The organism is Variovorax sp. MSC1_012 (assembly GCF_023667525.1).
Lineage (GTDB): Bacteria > Pseudomonadota > Gammaproteobacteria > Burkholderiales > Burkholderiaceae_C > Variovorax > Variovorax beijingensis_B.
Genome location: NZ_CM174443.1, coordinates 2,596,987 through 2,613,856, shown reverse-complemented (window position 1 = coordinate 2,613,856; position 16,870 = coordinate 2,596,987). Strand labels below are relative to the sequence as shown.

The 16,870-nt window shown below is 65.2% G+C and carries 14 protein-coding genes and 1 other RNA gene; 5 read left to right on the top strand and 10 right to left on the bottom strand.

Going from position 1 to position 16,870, the window contains the following annotated elements; translation table 11 throughout:
• Positions 1-88 precede the first annotated feature (88 nt).
• The 10 genes from lapB to gyrA all read right to left on the bottom strand — a co-directional run bounded on the left by lapB (position 89) and on the right by gyrA (position 12,329).
• Positions 89-1,267: a lipopolysaccharide assembly protein LapB gene (gene lapB / locus L1081_RS12415; RefSeq protein WP_489416665.1), complete on the bottom strand. Its 1,179-nt coding sequence runs from the start codon at positions 1,265-1,267 to the stop codon at positions 89-91.
• Positions 1,257-1,595 (bottom strand): LapA family protein, encoded by a 339-nt coding sequence (locus L1081_RS12410; protein ID WP_489416773.1) that lies wholly within the window; start codon positions 1,593-1,595, stop codon positions 1,257-1,259. Before L1081_RS12410 ends, lapB begins: the two co-directional genes overlap by 11 nt.
• A 45-nt stretch (positions 1,596-1,640) precedes the next feature.
• Positions 1,641-1,955 carry an integration host factor subunit beta gene (locus L1081_RS12405; RefSeq protein WP_012746756.1) on the bottom strand — a complete coding sequence of 105 codons (315 nt, stop codon included), beginning with the start codon at positions 1,953-1,955 and terminating at the stop codon, positions 1,641-1,643.
• A gap of 71 nt (positions 1,956-2,026) precedes the next feature.
• Positions 2,027-3,715, bottom strand: coding sequence for a 30S ribosomal protein S1 (rpsA, locus tag L1081_RS12400; RefSeq protein ID WP_012746757.1), 1,689 nt, complete (start codon positions 3,713-3,715; stop codon positions 2,027-2,029).
• Between the two features lie 196 nt (positions 3,716-3,911).
• Positions 3,912-5,924, bottom strand: a complete 2,013-nt coding sequence (locus tag L1081_RS12395) for a bifunctional 3-phosphoshikimate 1-carboxyvinyltransferase/cytidylate kinase (protein ID WP_489416664.1) — start codon at positions 5,922-5,924, stop codon at positions 3,912-3,914.
• A gap of 1 nt (position 5,925) precedes the next feature.
• Entirely contained in the window at positions 5,926-6,807 is an 882-nt protein-coding gene (locus tag L1081_RS12390) for a prephenate dehydrogenase/arogenate dehydrogenase family protein (protein ID WP_489416663.1), read from the bottom strand.
• A gap of 14 nt (positions 6,808-6,821) precedes the next feature.
• Positions 6,822-7,943 carry a prephenate dehydratase gene (pheA, locus tag L1081_RS12385; protein ID WP_319441397.1) on the bottom strand — a complete coding sequence of 374 codons (1,122 nt, stop codon included), beginning with the start codon at positions 7,941-7,943 and terminating at the stop codon, positions 6,822-6,824.
• A gap of 24 nt (positions 7,944-7,967) precedes the next feature.
• Complete coding sequence (serC, locus tag L1081_RS12380; RefSeq protein WP_489416772.1) at positions 7,968-9,035, bottom strand: 3-phosphoserine/phosphohydroxythreonine transaminase; 1,068 nt, start codon at positions 9,033-9,035, stop codon at positions 7,968-7,970.
• 64 nt (positions 9,036-9,099) lie between these two features.
• On the bottom strand, positions 9,100-9,687 hold the full coding sequence (locus tag L1081_RS12375) for a DUF2059 domain-containing protein (protein ID WP_489416662.1): 588 nt from the start codon (positions 9,685-9,687) through the stop codon (positions 9,100-9,102).
• Positions 9,684-12,329: a DNA gyrase subunit A gene (gyrA, locus tag L1081_RS12370; protein WP_489416661.1), complete on the bottom strand. Its 2,646-nt coding sequence runs from the start codon at positions 12,327-12,329 to the stop codon at positions 9,684-9,686. Before gyrA ends, L1081_RS12375 begins: the two co-directional genes overlap by 4 nt.
• A gap of 225 nt (positions 12,330-12,554) precedes the next feature.
• On the opposite strand from gyrA, the gene ompA reads away from it, so the two are divergent.
• From ompA to L1081_RS12345, 5 genes are all read left to right on the top strand, one after another.
• On the top strand, positions 12,555-13,208 hold the full coding sequence (gene ompA, locus L1081_RS12365) for an outer membrane protein OmpA (RefSeq protein ID WP_319430900.1): 654 nt from the start codon (positions 12,555-12,557) through the stop codon (positions 13,206-13,208).
• Between the two features lie 126 nt (positions 13,209-13,334).
• Positions 13,335-14,063 carry a bifunctional 2-polyprenyl-6-hydroxyphenol methylase/3-demethylubiquinol 3-O-methyltransferase UbiG gene (gene ubiG / locus L1081_RS12360; protein ID WP_489416771.1) on the top strand — a complete coding sequence of 243 codons (729 nt, stop codon included), beginning with the start codon at positions 13,335-13,337 and terminating at the stop codon, positions 14,061-14,063.
• Entirely contained in the window at positions 14,063-14,728 is a 666-nt protein-coding gene (locus tag L1081_RS12355; protein WP_489416660.1) for an HAD-IA family hydrolase, read from the top strand. Before ubiG ends, L1081_RS12355 begins: the two co-directional genes overlap by 1 nt.
• A gap of 12 nt (positions 14,729-14,740) precedes the next feature.
• Positions 14,741-15,125: a transfer-messenger RNA gene (gene ssrA, locus L1081_RS12350) on the top strand.
• Between the two features lie 142 nt (positions 15,126-15,267).
• Positions 15,268-16,863, top strand: coding sequence for a methyltransferase regulatory domain-containing protein (locus L1081_RS12345; RefSeq protein ID WP_489416659.1), 1,596 nt, complete (start codon positions 15,268-15,270; stop codon positions 16,861-16,863).
• The last annotated feature ends 7 nt before the right edge of the window (positions 16,864-16,870 follow it).

The window sequence follows — 16,870 nt, the reverse complement described above, 5'->3', positions numbered from 1 at the left end:
TCAACGGTTCAGGGAAAGGCGCGTTGACGGCCTCGCGCCCTGCGGGAAGCGCGTTCACCATTGTTCCGAAAGGTGTTCGGAATGTAGTTCAGAGCTCCTCGACGCGCCGCGGCGGATAGCTGTCCCAGGCCTGGCATCCGGGACAGTGCCAGAAATGCTGGTGCGCCTCGAAGCCGCAGGCGGCGCAGCGGTAGCGCATCAGCGGCCGCGTGGCCTGGTCGAGCGCGCGCTGCACCTGCGGGTGGAACTGCTCGTGTTCGAAGCGCTCGCCCGCAAGCCAGCGCGAGGCGGCGACCAGCGAGGGCTGCTGGGCGAGGTGTGCGATGTAGCCGTCGCGTGGAGCGAGCGGCTGGCCGTTGGCCGCCGGAATCGCGCTGGTCGGCGAGCCGCCGAGCGCGATCAGCGCTTCGAGCACGTCGATCGAGGGCGACTCGTCATAGTGCCTTTGCAGCAGCGCGAGCGCTTCGCCCTCGCGGTGGGCGGCGACCGCGGCCTGCTGCAGCGCAGCGGCATACAGCGGCAGGGCGAGCGGGGCGGTGTCGCTCAGCGCGACGAGGGTATCGAAGGCCTTGCCGCCGTCACCATTGCGCAGTTGCAGCGTGGCGGAGTCGATGGCGGGGCGGGGCGCCTGCGGGGCCAGCGCCACCGCCTCGGAGAGCAGCCGGCCGGCCGCGGCCAGGTCGCCGGCCGCCACCTGCTCGGAGGCCTGCTCGCAAAGGTGGTGGGCGCGGCGCGTGCTGTAGCTGGCCTGGTCGGATTCGTCGAGCTTCTGCGCTACCGCGGCAGCTTGCGCCCATTCGCGCGACCGCTCGTAGATGGCCAAGAGCGACAGCCGTGCCTCGTTCTCGTAGCGCGTGCCCTCGAGCTTTTGCAGCGCGGCTTCGGCGCGATCAAGCAGCCCGGCGCGCAGGAAATCCTGCGCCAGCGCGTGCTGAGCGCGTTCGCGGTCGCTGCGGCTCAGGTCGCCGCGCCCCAGCAGATGCTCGTGCACGCGCACCGCGCGCTGGTATTCGCCGCGCCGGCGAAACAGGTTGCCCAGCGCGAAGTGCAGCTCCTGCGTGTCGGGGTCGTTCTGCACGGCCTCGATGAAGGCATCGATGGCCTGGTCCTGCTGTTCGTTGAGAAGAAAGTTGAGGCCGCGGAAATACGCCTTGGGGGCTTGCCGGTTCTCGAGCTTGAGCTGCCGGATATCGAAGCGCGAGGCGAGCCAGCCCAGCACAAAGGCAACGGGCAGGCTGATCAGCAGCCAGCTGGGATCAAAGTCCATGTTGGCGCACGGTGGGTAGGTCGGTGGCGGAAATGGACGGCGGCGCCGCAGCCGGAGCAGGCGTGGATGGCGCAGGCGCCGCGGCTTCGTCGCCGCGCGTGGCCGGAACCTGCGCCGCCGCCGCACGGTGCTTCCACCATCCGGGCAGCATGCCGAGCGCGCCCACCACGAGGCCGCCGGCGAAAGCCGCGAGCACGACGAGCACCAGGGGCGCGCGCCAATGCGTGCCGAAGAAGAAATAGACGGTCGCGTCGTGCTGGTTGTTCAGCGCGAAAGCAAAAAGCGTAAAAAAAATGGCTGCCTTGAGCAGCCACAGGAGGTATTTCATAGCCGTTCCCGTTGCCGGGAGCATTCTACGTTTGCATCCATGCGATCAGGCCTTGCGGCCCTTTGCGTCGAGCTCGGCGGTCTTGGCGTCGACGGCCTCGCGCAATGCCTTGCCCGGCTTGAAATGAGGCACCCGTTTTTCGGGGATCTGAACGCTCTCGCCCGAACGCGGGTTGCGGCCGATGCGAGGCGGACGCCGGGTGACCGAGAAGCTGCCGAAGCCACGGATCTCGATGCGGTGCCCGCGCACCAGCGCGTCGCTCATCGCGTCGAGGATGGTCTTGACGGCGTATTCGGCATCGCGGTGCGTCAGCTGCGCGAAGCGCGCTGCGAGTTCTTCGACGAGGTCAGAGCGGGTCATAGGCCAAACAAAAACGTGGACGAAAAAAAAGACAGAGCGGCCCCAGGGCCTGCTCTGTCTTCGGACTCAGCTTACTTGCTGTCGTTGTTGTCGAGCTTGGCGCGCAGCAGGGCGCCCAGGCTCGTCGTGCCCGCGTTTTCGCGTGCCGACTGCTGGCTCAGGTTGGCCATGGCGCCTTGTTCGTCGACCATGTCCTTCTGCTTGATGGACAGCTGGATGTTGCGGGTCTTGCGATCCACGTTCACGACGATGGCGGTGACTTCGTCGCCTTCCTTCAGCACATTGCGGGCATCTTCGACGCGGTCGCGCGAGATTTCCGAAGCACGCAGGTAGCCGATGATGTCTTCGCCGAGATCGATTTCAGCGCCGCGGGCGTCAACCGTCTTGACCTTGCCGGTCACGATCTGGCCCTTGTCGTTCACCGTGGTGAAGGTGGTGAACGGGTCGCTGTCGAGCTGCTTGATGCCCAGGCTGATGCGCTCGCGGTCGACGTCGACGGCCAGCACTATCGCTTCGACTTCCTGGCCCTTCTTGTAGTTGCGAACGGCGGTTTCGCCGGCTTCGTTCCACGAGAGGTCCGACAGGTGCACCAGGCCGTCGATGCCGGCAGCCAGGCCCACGAACACGCCGAAGTCGGTGATCGACTTGATCGGGCCCTTGACGCGGTCGCCGCGCTTGGTGTTCTGCGCGAACTCTTGCCACGGGTTGGCCTTGCACTGCTTCATGCCCAGGCTGATGCGGCGCTTGTCTTCGTCGATTTCGAGGACCATGACTTCGACTTCGTCGCCCAGCGAGACGATCTTGTTCGGAGCGATGTTCTTGTTGGTCCAGTCCATTTCGGAGACGTGCACCAGGCCTTCGATGCCGGGTTCGAGTTCGACGAACGCGCCGTAGTCGGCAATGTTCGTGACCTTGCCGAACAGGCGGGTCGATTGCGGGTAGCGGCGCGAAACGCCCATCCACGGATCGTCGCCCATTTGCTTGAGACCCAGCGAGACACGGTTCTTCTCGGTGTCGAACTTGAGGATCTTGGCGGTGATTTCCTGACCGGCCTGAACGACTTCGCTCGGGTGGCGCACGCGGCGCCATGCCATGTCGGTGATGTGCAGCAGGCCGTCGATGCCGCCGAGGTCCACGAACGCACCATATTCGGTGATGTTCTTGACCACGCCGCGCACGACTGCGCCTTCCTTCAGGGTTTCCATCAGCTTGGCGCGCTCTTCGCCCATGCTGGCTTCGACCACGGCACGGCGCGACAGCACGACGTTGTTGCGCTTGCGGTCGAGCTTGATGACCTTGAATTCGAGGGTCTTGTTCTCGTAGGGGGTCAGGTCCTTGATCGGACGCGTGTCGATCAGCGAGCCCGGCAGGAAGGCGCGGATGCCGTTGACGAGCACCGTGAGGCCGCCCTTGACCTTGCCGCTGGTGGTGCCGGTGACGAAGTCGCCCGATTCCAGGGCCTTCTCCAGGGCGAGCCACGAAGCGAGGCGCTTGGCGGTGTCGCGCGAGAGAATGGTGTCGCCGTAGCCGTTTTCAACGCTGCCGATGGCAACGGAAACGAAATCGCCGGCCTGGACTTCGAGTTCGCCCTTGTCGTTCTTGAACTCCTCGATCGGCACATACGCTTCGGACTTGAGGCCGGCGTTGACCACCACGTGGTTGTGTTCGACGCGCACGACTTCGGCCGTGATGACCTCGCCGGTGCGCATTTCGGAACGCTTCAGGGACTCTTCGAATAGGTCGGCAAAAGATTCAGACATTGATGGTTCCTTCCGTCAGGCAGGGTTGGCAGGCGCTCATGCGAAATTGCGTGCGGCTGCTGTAGGTCTGGAGACGGCGGTTTTGTGGGCGTGAGCCCGGGTTGGTTGAACAACCATCAGGCCGGTGCGCTGTCGCGCGAGAAGAGCCTGCTGGAGCGGTATGCGCCACCGGAACAACCCGGTTGGCGCGAGCCTTTCAAGCGGGCTTGAAAGGCTGTACTTGCCGCCACCAGTCCAACACTGTGTCGATCGATTGCTCGATGGACAGCTGGGAGTTGTCGAGGTGGCGGGCATCCTGCGCCGGCTTGAGGGGAGCGACGCTGCGGGACGAATCCCTGGCGTCGCGCGCTTCCAAGTCGGAGCGAAGACTGTCGAGTGTAGTTGAAATACCCTTTGAAATCAACTGCTTATGCCGGCGTTCAGCCCTCTGGGCGGCGCTGGCCGTCAGGAAGACCTTGAGCGCCGCGTCCGGGAAGATCACGGTGCCCATGTCGCGGCCGTCGGCCACCAGGCCCGGGAGCTGCCGAAAGCGCTGCTGCAGGGCCAGAAGCGCCTCGCGCACCGCGGGAAGCGTGGAGACGCGGGAGGCGTCCATGCCGGCGGCTTCGGTGCGGATTTCGTCGCTCACGTCCTCGCCGGCCAGCAGCACCTTGCCCTCGGTGAAATGCAGGGGCAGGGCGGCCGCCAGGGCGGCGATCTGCGCTTCGTGCTGCGGCTCGGCGCTGAGCGCGGCGCGCCGCATGGCCAGGCCGGTCACGCGGTAGAGCGAGCCCGAATCGAGGTAGTGGTAGCCCAGGAGGCGCGCCACTTCGGCCGCGAGCGTGCCCTTGCCCGAGGCGGTGGGACCGTCGATGCAGATCACCGGCACCTCGGGCGCATCGGCCACCGAGAACAGCGTTTCGAAATAGTCCGGGAAGGTCTTGGCGACGCAGTGCGGCTCCAGTATGCGCACCGGCAAGCCCGCCGGATTGAACGCCGCGAGCGAAAAGCACATGGCCACGCGATGGTCGTCGTAGGTGCGGATGCTTGCCGCCTGCCAGCCCGAGCGTTCCAGTGGATGGACCCGGATGAAATCGGGGCCGGAGTCGACCGTGGCGCCGAGCTTCCTGAGCTCGTTGGCCATGGCGTCGATGCGGTCGGTTTCCTTGACCCGCCAGCTGGCGATGTTGCGCAAGGTGCTCGGGCCGTCGGCGTACAGCGCCATCACGGCCAGCGTCATCGCGGCATCGGGGATGTGGTTGGCGTCGAGGTCGATGGCCTTGAGCGGCCAGGCGCCGCGGCGCACGTCCAGCCAGTTCGGGCCGCTGTCGACCTGCGCGCCCATTTGCTGCGCCGCCTCGATGAAGCGGATGTCGCCCTGGATCGAATCGGCGCCTACGCCTTCGATCCGGATGCTGTCCTGGTCGGACGCGCCCGTGGCAATGGCGCCAAGTGCTATGAAATAACTAGCAGAAGAGGCGTCTGCCTCGACGTGGATGTCGCCCGGCGAGCTGTAGCGGCTGCCGGCGAGGATGGTAAAGCGCTCCCAGCCCTCGCGCCGCACGGCAATGCCGAAGCGCGCCAGCAGGTTGAGCGTGATCTCGATGTAAGGCTTGGAGATCAGCTCGCCGACCACTTCGATCACGACGTTCTTCCGGGCTGCGAGTGGCAATGCGAGCAGCAGCGCGGTCAGGAACTGGCTCGAGACGTCGCCGCGCACGCGGATCGGCGCGTCGAGCACCAGTGCGGCGTGATCTATCGGGCGGATGCGCAGCGGCGGGTAGCCGGGGTTGCCCAGGTAGTCGATGCGGCAGCCGAGCTGGGTCAGCGCGTCGACCAGGTCGCCGATCGGCCGCTCGTGCATGCGCGGCACGCCGCTGAGTTCGAAGTCGCCGCCGAGCAGCGACAGCGCGGCGGTCAGCGGGCGCATCGCGGTGCCGGCGTTGCCGAGGAAAAGCGGCAGCATCGGCCCGCCCGGCTTCAGCTGGCCGCCGATGCCGGTGATGCGCAGCGTGCTGCCCGCTGCATCGATGCCGCAGCCGAGCGCGCGCAACGCATCGAGCATCACGCGGGTGTCGTCGGAGTCGAGCAGGTCGTGGACGGTGGTGGTTCCGCTCGCCAGCGCGGCCAGCAGCAGCACGCGGTTCGAAATGCTCTTGGAGCCCGGCAGCCGCACAGTGCCCGAAGCCCCGGCCAGCGCAGGAATGTCGAGGAATGCCGTCGAGAACATGTCAGGAGTCCTGGGACGCGTCGGTGTTGGGCTGCCAGGCGGCGCGGACCTTGCTGGCGGCGGCAATCGAGTGCTCCAGCGCCTGGGCGTCGCCGGCCGTGACCAGTGCCTCGAACTCGAGCAGCGCCTTGCGGAATGCCTGCGATTGCAGCAGCACCTGCTCGCGGTTGGCGAGCAGCACGTCGCGCCACATGACCGGATCGCTGGCCGCAATGCGCGAAAAATCGCGAAAGCCCGGCCCTGCAAGGCGCAGGAAATCGTCGCCCTTCGGCTGCGCGATCAGTGCATTGACATAGGCAAAGGCCAGCAGGTGCGGCAGATGGCTCACGGCCGCGAAGGCGCTGTCGTGCTCCTCGTGCGTCATGGTGACGACATGGGCGCCGATGCCGCTCCAGATCTGCGAGGCGCGCTGCACGTTCGAGCGCAGCGTGGCCTTGACCGGCGTCAGCACGACCTTGCGGCCGGTGTAGAGCGAAGCCTCGGCATGCTCGATGCCGGACACTTCCTTGCCGGCGATCGGATGGGCCGGAACGAAGTGGGCGAACTGGTCCTGCAGGCCGTTGCGCGCGGCTTCGATCACGTCGCCCTTGGTCGAGCCCACGTCCATCACGAGCGTATCGCTCGAAATGCCGTGGCGAATGGCCTTGAAGGTGGCTTCCGAGGCCGCCACCGGCACCGCCAGCAGCACGAGGTCGGAGCCCGAGACCGCCAGCAGCGCGGAAGGCGCCGCCACGTCGATCACGCCGAGCTGGCGCGCCCGTTCGGTGGTGGAAGGCGACTTGCTGTAGCCGACCACGCGTTTCACGAGCTTCGCGCGCTTGAGCGCAAGCGCAAAGGAGCCGCCCATGAGGCCGCAGCCGATCAATCCCAATTGCTCGAACATGGTGCTTGTCCGGCTCAGGCTTTGACGGGGTAGGCGCCAAGCACCTTGTAGAACGCGCAGAGGCCGCGCAGTTCGGCCAGCGCCGCAGCCACGTTGGGCTGCGAGGGATGGCCGTCCAGGTCGATGTAGAAGTAGTACTCCCACTGGCCGGTGCGCGCCGGACGCGACTCGAACCGGGTCATCGACACGTTGTTGACCTTCAGCGGCACCAGCAGGTCGTGCACGGCGCCGGGTCGGTTCGGCACGGAGACGATCAGGCTCGTGCAGTCGCGTCCCGAGGCCGGTGGCATGGCCAGTGTCTGCGGCAGGCAGATCACGGAGAAGCGGGTGCGGTTGTACGAATCGTCCTGGATCGCATGCGCCACGATGTGCAGGCCGAAGCGCGTGGCGGCGCGTTCGCCGGCCAGCGCGGCCCAGGCCGGATTGGTGGCTGCGAGACGCGCGCCTTCGGCATTGCTCGAAACTGCGCGTCGCTCGGCATTGGGCAAGTGCTTCGACAGCCAGGTCTGGCACTGCGCCAGCGCCTGCGGGTGGGCCAGCACGGCCTCGACGCCATCGAGCGTATTGCTGCTGCGCAGCAGATGGTGGCGCACCAGCAGGCTGACTTCGCCCACCACGTGGGTCGGCGAATGCAGGAACAGGTCGAGCGAACGCGTGACCACGCCTTCGGTCGAGTTTTCGACGCCCACCACGCCGTACTGGGCACTGCCGGCTGCCGTGGCGTGGAACACCTCGTCGAAGCTGGCGCAGTAGATCAGGTCGGCGGCGCCGCCGAAGTATTCAATGGCGGCCTGCTCGCAGAAGGTGCCCTCGGGGCCGAGCACGGCAACGCGCTGCGGCGATTCGAGCGCCAGGCAGGCCGACATGATTTCGCGCCAGATGGCGGCCACATGCAGGTCCTTGAGCGGGCCTGCATTGCTCTTTTGCATCTTCTCGATGACCTGGGCCACGCGATCGGGGCGGAAATACGGCGTGCCTTCGCGCTTCTTGACCTCGCCGACCAGCTCTGCCACGTGGGCCCGCTCATTGAGCAGGCCGAGCAGTTGCTGGTCGAGCGAGTCGATCTGCACGCGCAGATCGGCAAGGCTTTCGGAGTTGTCGGGAGAGGAGGGCGGTGTTGGAGCGGAGGCGGTCATCGGTGCGAGCAACTGGGCATGCGCCTAGGCATGCGATCGCTCGAATTCTCGCATGTAGCTCACGAGTGCCTGTACGCCTTCCAGCGGCATGGCGTTGTAGATGCTCGCGCGCATCCCGCCGACCGACTTGTGGCCCTTGAGCTGCAGCAGGCCGGCCTCGCGCGCACCGGCCAGGAAGGCGTCGTTGTGGCTTTCGTCCGCCAGGAAGAACGGCACGTTCATGCGCGAACGGCAGCCCGGGTCGATCTTGTTGAGGTAGAACGAAGAGGCGTCGATGAAGTCGTACAGCAGCCTGGCCTTGGCGATGTTGCGCTGCTCCATGGCGGCCACGCCCGTGAGTCCGCCCTCGGTCTGCTGCAGCAGCCACTGGAACGTCAGCCCTGCCATGTAGATGCCCCAGGTCGGCGGGGTGTTGTACATGGACTTGTTGTCGGCCACGATCTTGTAGTTGAACGCGCTCGGGCAGATTTCGAGCGCATGTCCGAGCAGGTCGTCGCGCACGATCACCAGGGTGAGCCCGGCCGGTCCGAGGTTCTTCTGGGCACCGCCGAAGGCAAGGCCGACGCGGCGCCAGTCGACGCTGCGCGAGGCCACGTGCGACGAAAAGTCGATGACCAGCGGCGCATCGCTGCCAAGGGCCGCGAGGTCGGGCAGCTGCTGGAATTCGATGCCGTTGATGGTCTCGTTGGTGCACAGGTGCACGTACGAGGCGTTCTTGCTGAGCTGCCAGGTCGAGGGATCGGGCAGCCGCGTGTGGTGGTCGCCGGCGTTGCTCGCGGCGATGTTCGCCGTGCAGTAGCGCTGCGCTTCCTTTTGCGACTTGATGCTCCAGCTGCCGGTGATGACGAAGTCGGCGGCGGTGCCGCGCGACAGGTTCATCGGCACGATGGCGTTCTCGCCGAGGCCGCCGCCCTGCATGAAGAGGATGTGGAAGTGCTCTGGCACGGCCAGCAGCGTGCGGATGTCGGCTTCGGCCTGGGTGCAGATCGCGCCGAACTCCTTGCCGCGATGGCTCATTTCCATCACGCTCATGCCGCTGCCCTGCCAGTCGAGCATTTCGGCGGCGGCGCGTTGCAGCACCGCCTCCGGCATGGCGGCCGGACCGGCAGAAAAGTTGTACGGGCGCGTGCCGGCTGGCTGGTGCTGCTGGGTCACGTCACTTCTTGGCGGGAGCCTTGGATGGTGCCTTGGCGGGAGCGGCGCCTTGCGAGCCGCCGGTCGGTGCACCCAGGGCCTTGGCCACGTTCTCGTCGAGCGCGCGCATCTTCGGCTCGATGGTGGCGCGCGTGTCGCTCACGAGCTTTTCGGTCAGCGCGGTCTGCATCTTCGGATTGAGGTCCTGGTACTTCTTGCTGAGCGGCGAGTTGATCCAGGCCAGCAGCTGTTTGAGTTCTTCTTCGCTGAAGTTCTGCTCGAGCAGCGGGGTCAGGGCGCCAGGTGCCAGTTGCACGGCCTTGTCGCGCACGATCGGGTAGGCCTCGTCGAAGTATTTCTTGAGTTCGGCGTCGGCAGCCTTGGCAGCCGATTCGCGCTTGGCTTCGGGCACTTGCGTCTGCAGGTACTGCGAGCCGGCTTGCGCGATGGGGGCGCTCGATTGCTCGACCAGGCCGCGGGCCAGCGACTCGATGCCGGGGCGCTGCACGTCGATGAACTGCTTGATGAGCGCAGCCTTGTCCTGCGCCATGGCGGCCATCGAGCTGCCGGCCAGGGCGACGGTCAGAAGTGCGAGCTTGAATTTTTTCACTGAGGATTCTCCGTTGAAGATGAGGAAGTATCGTCTGCGCCAGGCTCACTCTCGCCGTTGGCGTCGTTTTCGACGATACGTTGTAGCCCGCTGAGTTTGGCGCCTTCGTCGAGCCCGATCAGCGTAACGCCTTGCGTTGCGCGACCTAGCTCACGAATCTCGGCTACCCGGGTGCGCACGAGCACGCCCTTGTCGGTGATGAGCATGATCTCATCGTCCGCATGCACGAGGGTGGCGGCAACGACCTTGCCGTTGCGCTCACTCTGTTGAATCGCAATCATGCCTTTGGTTCCGCGGCCGTGACGCGTGTACTCGGTAATGCTTGTGCGCTTTCCGTAACCATTTTCGGTGGCGGTGAGCACGCTTTGCTGCTCGTCCTCGGCCACCAGCATCGCGATGACGCCTTGCCCCGGATCGAGCGACATGCCGCGCACGCCGCGTGCATTGCGGCCGAGCGGGCGCACGTCTTCTTCGTCGAAGCGCACGGCCTTGCCGCCGTCGCTGAACAGCATCACGTCGTGCTTGCCGTCGGTCAGTGCGGCGCCGATGAGGTAGTCGCCCTCATCGAGGTTCACTGCAATGATGCCGCCCTTGCGCGGGTTGTTGAATTCGTCGAGCGTGGTCTTCTTGACCGTGCCCATCGAGGTGGCCATGAACACGTACTGGTCGGCCGGGAAGTTGCGCTTCTCGCCGGTCAGCGCGAGCGCCACGTTGATCTTCTCGCCTTCCTGCAGCGGGAACATGTTGACGATGGGGCGGCCGCGCGAACCGCGCGAGCCCGCCGGCACTTCCCACACCTTGAGCCAGTACAGCCGGCCGCGGTTGGAGAAGCACAGGATGTAGTCGTGCGTGTTGGCGATGAAGAGCTGGTCGATCCAGTCGTCTTCCTTGGTGACGGTGGCCTGCTTGCCGCGTCCGCCCCGTTTTTGCGCGCGGTACTCGTTCAGCGGCTGGCTCTTGATGTAGCCGCTGTGCGAAAGCGTCACCACCATGTCGGTGGGCGTGATCAGGTCTTCGGTCGAGAGGTCGTAGGCGCTGTGCTCCACCAGGCTGCGGCGCGCGCCGAGCTTCGACTGGCCGAACTCGTGCTTGATGGTGCCGAGCTCGTCGCCAATGATGACCGAGACCCGTTCAGGCTTGGACAGGATGTCGAGCAGGTCGTCGATCTCGGCCATGACTTCCTTGTACTCGGCAACGATCTTGTCCTGCTCGAGGCCGGTCAGGCGCTGCAGGCGCATCTGCAGGATTTCCTGGGCCTGCGTCTCCGACAGGCGGTAGAGGCCGTCCGAACCCATGCCGAACTCGCGCTCCAGGCCCTCGGGGCGGTAGTCGTCGGCATTGACCACGCCGCCGTCGGCGCGCGAGCGCGTCAGCATCTCGCGCACCAGCTTGCTGTCCCAGCTGCGGGTCATCAGCTCGGCCTTGGCAACCGGCGGAGTGGGCGACTCGCGGATGATGCGGATGAACTCGTCGATGTTGGCCAGCGCCACCGCCAGGCCTTCGAGCACGTGGCCGCGTTCGCGCGCCTTGCGCAGCGTGAAGACGGTGCGGCGCGTGACCACTTCGCGGCGGTGCTGCAGGAAGACCTCGATCAGGTCCTTCAGGTTGCACAGCTTGGGCTGGCCGTCGACCAGCGCCACCATGTTGATGCCGAAGGTGTCCTGCAGCTGGGTCTGCTTGTACAGGTTGTTGAGCACCACCTCGGGCACTTCGCCGCGCTTGAGCTCGATGACCAGGCGCATGCCCGACTTGTCGGACTCGTCCTGGATGTGGCTGATGCCCTCGATCTTCTTTTCGTGCACCAGTTCGGCCATGCGCTCCTGCAGCGTCTTCTTGTTGACCTGGTAGGGGAGCTCGTCGACGATGATTGCCTGGCGCTGGCCGCGGTCGATGTCCTCGAAGTGGCACTTGGCGCGCATCACGACCTTGCCGCGGCCGGTGCGGTAGCCGTCCCGCACGCCATTGATGCCGTAGATGATGCCGGCCGTCGGGAAGTCGGGCGCCGGCACGATTTCCATCAGCTCGTCGATGGTGGCCTGCGGATTGCGCAGCAAGTGCAGGCAGGCGTCCACCACCTCATTGAGATTGTGCGGTGGAATATTGGTGGCCATGCCAACCGCAATACCGCCCGAGCCATTCACCAGCAAATTCGGCAGTTTGCTCGGAAGGACCTTTGGTTCTTTTTCGGAGCCGTCGTAATTGTCCTGGAAATCGACAGTTTCCTTGTCGATATCGGCCAGCATTTCGTGCGCAATTTTGGCCAGGCGGATTTCCGTATACCGCATTGCGGCTGCGTTGTCTCCGTCGACCGACCCGAAGTTGCCCTGGCCATCGACCAGCATATGGCGCATGGAAAAGTCCTGCGCCAGCCGCACGATGGTGTCGTAGACGGATTGATCGCCGTGCGGGTGGTACTTGCCGATCACGTCGCCCACGATGCGGGCGGATTTCTTGTAGGCCCGGTTCCAGTCGTTGTTGAGCTCGTGCATGGCATACAGCACGCGCCGGTGCACGGGCTTGAGGCCGTCGCGCGCATCGGGAAGCGCCCGGCCCACGATCACGCTCATGGCGTAATCGAGATAGCTGCTGCGCATTTCCTCTTCGAGACTGATGGGCAGGGTTTCTTTGGCGAAGGAGGTCATTGAGCAAGAGGCTGGCGGCAGGAAGGCGAAATTTTACGCTGTGAGGGGTGTCGCACCGCCGCAACACAAGGCCGCTATTCCGCCTCCGTCCTACGCTTCCGGGGTGCCCAGCGGCCTGTTTGCCAAAGACCCTATGGCACAATCGCCTCAACGTTTTGGGTGGTGGTCACTTAAAGCGTCCTTGATTCGCAGCGCGGCTGCGGCTTTTTCCCCAAGAGGAGAACCATGAAGAAACTGAATAAAGTGGCGATGATGTTTGCAGTCGCTGCGCTCGCCACTGCCGCCGGCGCGCAGACCCGTGTCACCGCTGCGAACGGCGGTCCTACGATCGACAACTGGCAAAACGGCACCGGCGAACTGGTTTGGAAGAACGGCACGAACGAACTGTGCTGGCGTGATGCCAACTGGACGCCGGCTACTGCCGCCGCCGGTTGCGACGGTGCTCTGGTTCCGGCTCCCGCCGTTACGCCTCCCGCTGCTGTGACGCCGCCTGCTGCTGTCGCACCGCCGGCCGTGGCTGCTTCGAAGGTCACCTTCGCTGCCGACGCATTCTTCGACTTCGACAAGTCGGTCCTCAAGCCTGAAGGTCGCGCCAAGCTGACCGACCTGGTTTCGAAGATCCGCGACGTCAACCTCGAAGTGATCATCGCCGTGGGCCACACCGACTCGATCGGTTCGGACGCCTACAACCAGCGTCTGTCGGTGCGCCGCGCCGAAGCCGTCAAGGCCTTCCTGGTCTCGAAGGGCATCGAACGCAACCGCGTCTACACCGAAGGCAAGGGCGAGAAGCAGCCTGTTGCGGACAACCGCACCAAGGAAGGCCGCGCCAAGAACCGCCGCGTGGAAATCGAAGTGGTCGGCACCCGCGCCACCCGCTGATTCGATTGAATCGCTAAAAGAAAACCCCGCTTCGGCGGGGTTTTTTTATGCCTGCCGAATTCCTTCCGGCGGGCGCCAAGTGCGCGTCGATGTCCGATGGCGCATTCTCCGTTTCATAATCACGGCATGACAGATAACGTGAATGCCGATCCGGCGGAACTCGCCAAGTTTTCGGAGCTTGCCCACCGCTGGTGGGATTTGGACAGCGAATTCCGCCCGCTCCATGAAATCAATCCATTGCGCCTGGAATGGATTGACGGTATTGCGCCGATTTCGCAGCGCCGGGTGCTCGATATCGGTTGCGGCGGCGGCATTCTGGCCGATTCGATGGCCCGAAAGGGCGCGGACGTGCTCGGCATCGATCTGGCGAGCAAGGCGCTCAAGGTGGCGCGGCTGCATGCGCTCGAAGCCGGAACGCAGGGCGTCAAGTACCGGGAAGTCAGCGCGGAGGCGCTGGCCGCGGAGCAGCCGGGCAGTTTCGACGCCGTCACCTGCATGGAAATGCTCGAGCATGTGCCCGAGCCCGCTTCGATCGTCCAGGCCTGTGCCACGCTCGTCAAGCCGGGCGGATGGGTGTTCTTTTCCACGATCAACCGCAACCTGAAGTCGTTCATGCTTGCGATCGTCGGCGCCGAATACGTTCTGGGCATGCTGCCGCGCGGCACGCATGAATACGCGAAGCTGTTGCGCCCCAGCGAACTGGCGGCCCACTGCCGCGCCGCCGGCCTCGACCTGCGGCACACCCGCGGCATGGAACACAACCCGCTGACGCGGCGGTACTGGTTGAGCGCCGACACCAGCGTCAACTACATGTTCGCCACGCAGAAGCCGGCCTTGCCGGGTTCGCCAACGTGATGGCAGCAGCAATTCAGGCGGTACTGTTCGATCTTGACGGCACGCTGATCGACAGCGCGCCCGATCTCGGCGCCGCGGCCGACAAGATGCGCACGGATCGCGGGCTCGAGTCGTACCCACTGGAACGCTATCGGTTCATGGCGGGAGCCGGTGCCCGGGGCATGCTCGGCGTGGCTTTCGGCATCACGCCCGAGGCACCGGAATTTCCTGCGTTGAGGGAAGAGTTCTTCGTCGCCTACGAAAACCGCATGCTGCTCAACACCCAGGTGTTCGACGGGGTGCAGCCGCTCATCGACGCCATCCGGGCGCACGGCCTGGCCTGGGGCGTGGTTACCAACAAGTCGGCGCGCTTTACCGATCCGCTGACGCGCGCCATTCCGCTTTTCGGGAGCGCCGGCGCCATCGTGAGCGGCGACACCACGCCGTACGCCAAGCCGCACCCCGAGCCCCTGCATGAAGCGGCACGCCGGCTTGGAATTCCGGCCAGCGCCTGCATCTACGTGGGAGACGACGAACGCGACATCATCGCGGGCCGGGCTGCAGGCATGCGGACCATTGCGGCTACCTATGGTTACATGGGACCCCAGGCGGACGTGACGCTCTGGGAGGCCGATGCCGCAATTACTTCACCCCTGGAGCTCTTGCAATTCCTCAACCCGGCCTAAAATGGTGAGCTTGGGGCTGCACTGGTTTCGACGTGGGTTCGGAGTCGCAGCGGGGCATGTCGAGCTGAATGCGCTCGTAAAACAGATTCAAACAAACTAACTGCAAACGACGAACGTTTCGCACTCGCTGCTTAATTGCCAGTGAGCCTTGCAACAGTTGGCCGATGGGCTGGGCAAGGGGGTCTGGAGCAATCCTGACCTCCCGGCTGCAAGGATAATTACATGGGCTGGCTCCGATCCGGGTACCTTGGGTCGGGGCGAGAAAATAGGGTGCTGGCGTCCGGTTTAGCGTGTGACTGCGCGACTCCGGAAGCGAGACTCAAATCAGATCACTAAACATGTAGAACTGCGCGATGAAGGCTTGCGGACGGGGGTTCAAATCCCCCCAGCTCCACCATCCACCGCAAAAAGCCAACCTTCGACGGGTTGGCTTTTTTTTGCCCGGCGCGAGGCTATAGTCAGCGGGAACTGACACACCATGGCCGCTGCTTCCCCTTGGCAAAAGGGTGCTGCGGCCGGCCTCGATTCCAAAGGACGCCGTGCCCGATTCACTGACTTCCACGCTCACGAGCTACTACGACGCGGTGCCCTATGAGTCGCACCCGTTCCCGCAAACCGCCGTCGAGCACCTGGAGGCCATTGCCTTTCTGTTCGGCCTCGAAGCACCGGCCCCGTCCCGGGCGCGGGTACTGGAGCTCGGCTGCGCGGCCGGTGGCAATCTGATTCCGTTCGCGGCGCGCCACCGCGAAGCCAGCGCCCTGGGCCTTGATCTGTCGACGGTGCAGATCGAGCAGGGCCGTGAGGCCATCGCGCGCGCCGGGCTGCCGAATGTCGAACTGCGGGCGTTCAATCTGGCCGAGGTCGATGCATCGTTCGGCCAGTTCGACTACATCGTCTGCCACGGCGTCTACAGCTGGGTACCCGGACCGGTGCAGGACGCGATCCTGCGCGTGTGCTCGGAGAATCTTGCACCCGATGGCGTCGCCTATGTCAGCTACAACGTGTACCCGGGCTGGAAGGCGAGGGAGATCGTGCGCGACGCGATGATCCTGCGCGGCGGCCCGCGCGATACACCGGAGGAAAAGCTGTCCTATGCGCGCGGCATGCTCGAATTTCTCGAGCAGTCGGCCCGTCCCGGCAGCGTTCTCGGGAAAACGCTCGAGGAAACGATGCCGATCGTGCGTGGCGCCAACGGCTCCTACCTGCTGCACGAATTCCTCGAGCCCTGCAACGCACCTTGCTATTTCAAGGAGTTCGTGGCGCGCGCCGAGGCGAATGGCCTCTGCTACCTGGCAGAGGCGGAACCGTCGACCATGTTCGTCCAGAACTACGGCGAGAAGGTTCGCGAGCCGCTGTTGCGCGAATGCGGCGGCAGCCAGATCCTGATGGAGCAGTATCTGGATTTCCTCGTGAATCGCACGTTCCGCCAGACGCTGCTGGTGAAGCAGGGCCGGGCCGGGGACATCCGCTACCGGTTGGACCCAGCCCGCATCAGCGGCTTCGAGTTTGCCGGCGTGTTTTCTGCTGCGGACGGCAGCGCGCTGACGCTCGATGCGCGCGAGCAGCCATGCAAGGCGCTGCGCAACCTGACGGTGACGCTGCGGCTGCCAGTGCACAAGGCCCTGGCGCAGGTGCTCGAAGCGCACTACCCGGCCAGCGTGTCGTTCGAGCGGCTGGTTGCCGCGGTACTCGCGCTGCTGGGCGGGTCGCGTTCGTCGGTCGAGCCGGCGGTGCTGTCGATGCTCGAGGAACTGGTGATTCTCGGCGCCGTGCGCGTCCGGCGCGCGCCGGTGCATGCCGCCGCGGAGGTCTCTGCCTTGCCGCAGGCGCTGCCGTCGGTGCGCAGTGCGCCCGGCCTGGCGTTGTCGGCCGGAAGTTCGGCCAGTGTCTGCAACCAGTGGCACGAACCCGTGGGGGTTTCCGCGCTCGAGCGCTGCCTGCTCCCGCTGCTCGATGGCGCGCATTCGCACGGCATGCTGGCCGACCACCTGGTGGACGAAGTGGGCGCCGGCCGCCTGCGCTTTATCCAGAACGACAAGCCGCTGACCGAAGCTTCGGCGCTGAAGGAATTCGCGCTCCAGCAGGTGGTGCTTGGCCTGGCGGCCCTGCGGCGCAAGGCGCTGCTCGTCGCGTGACCGTTAC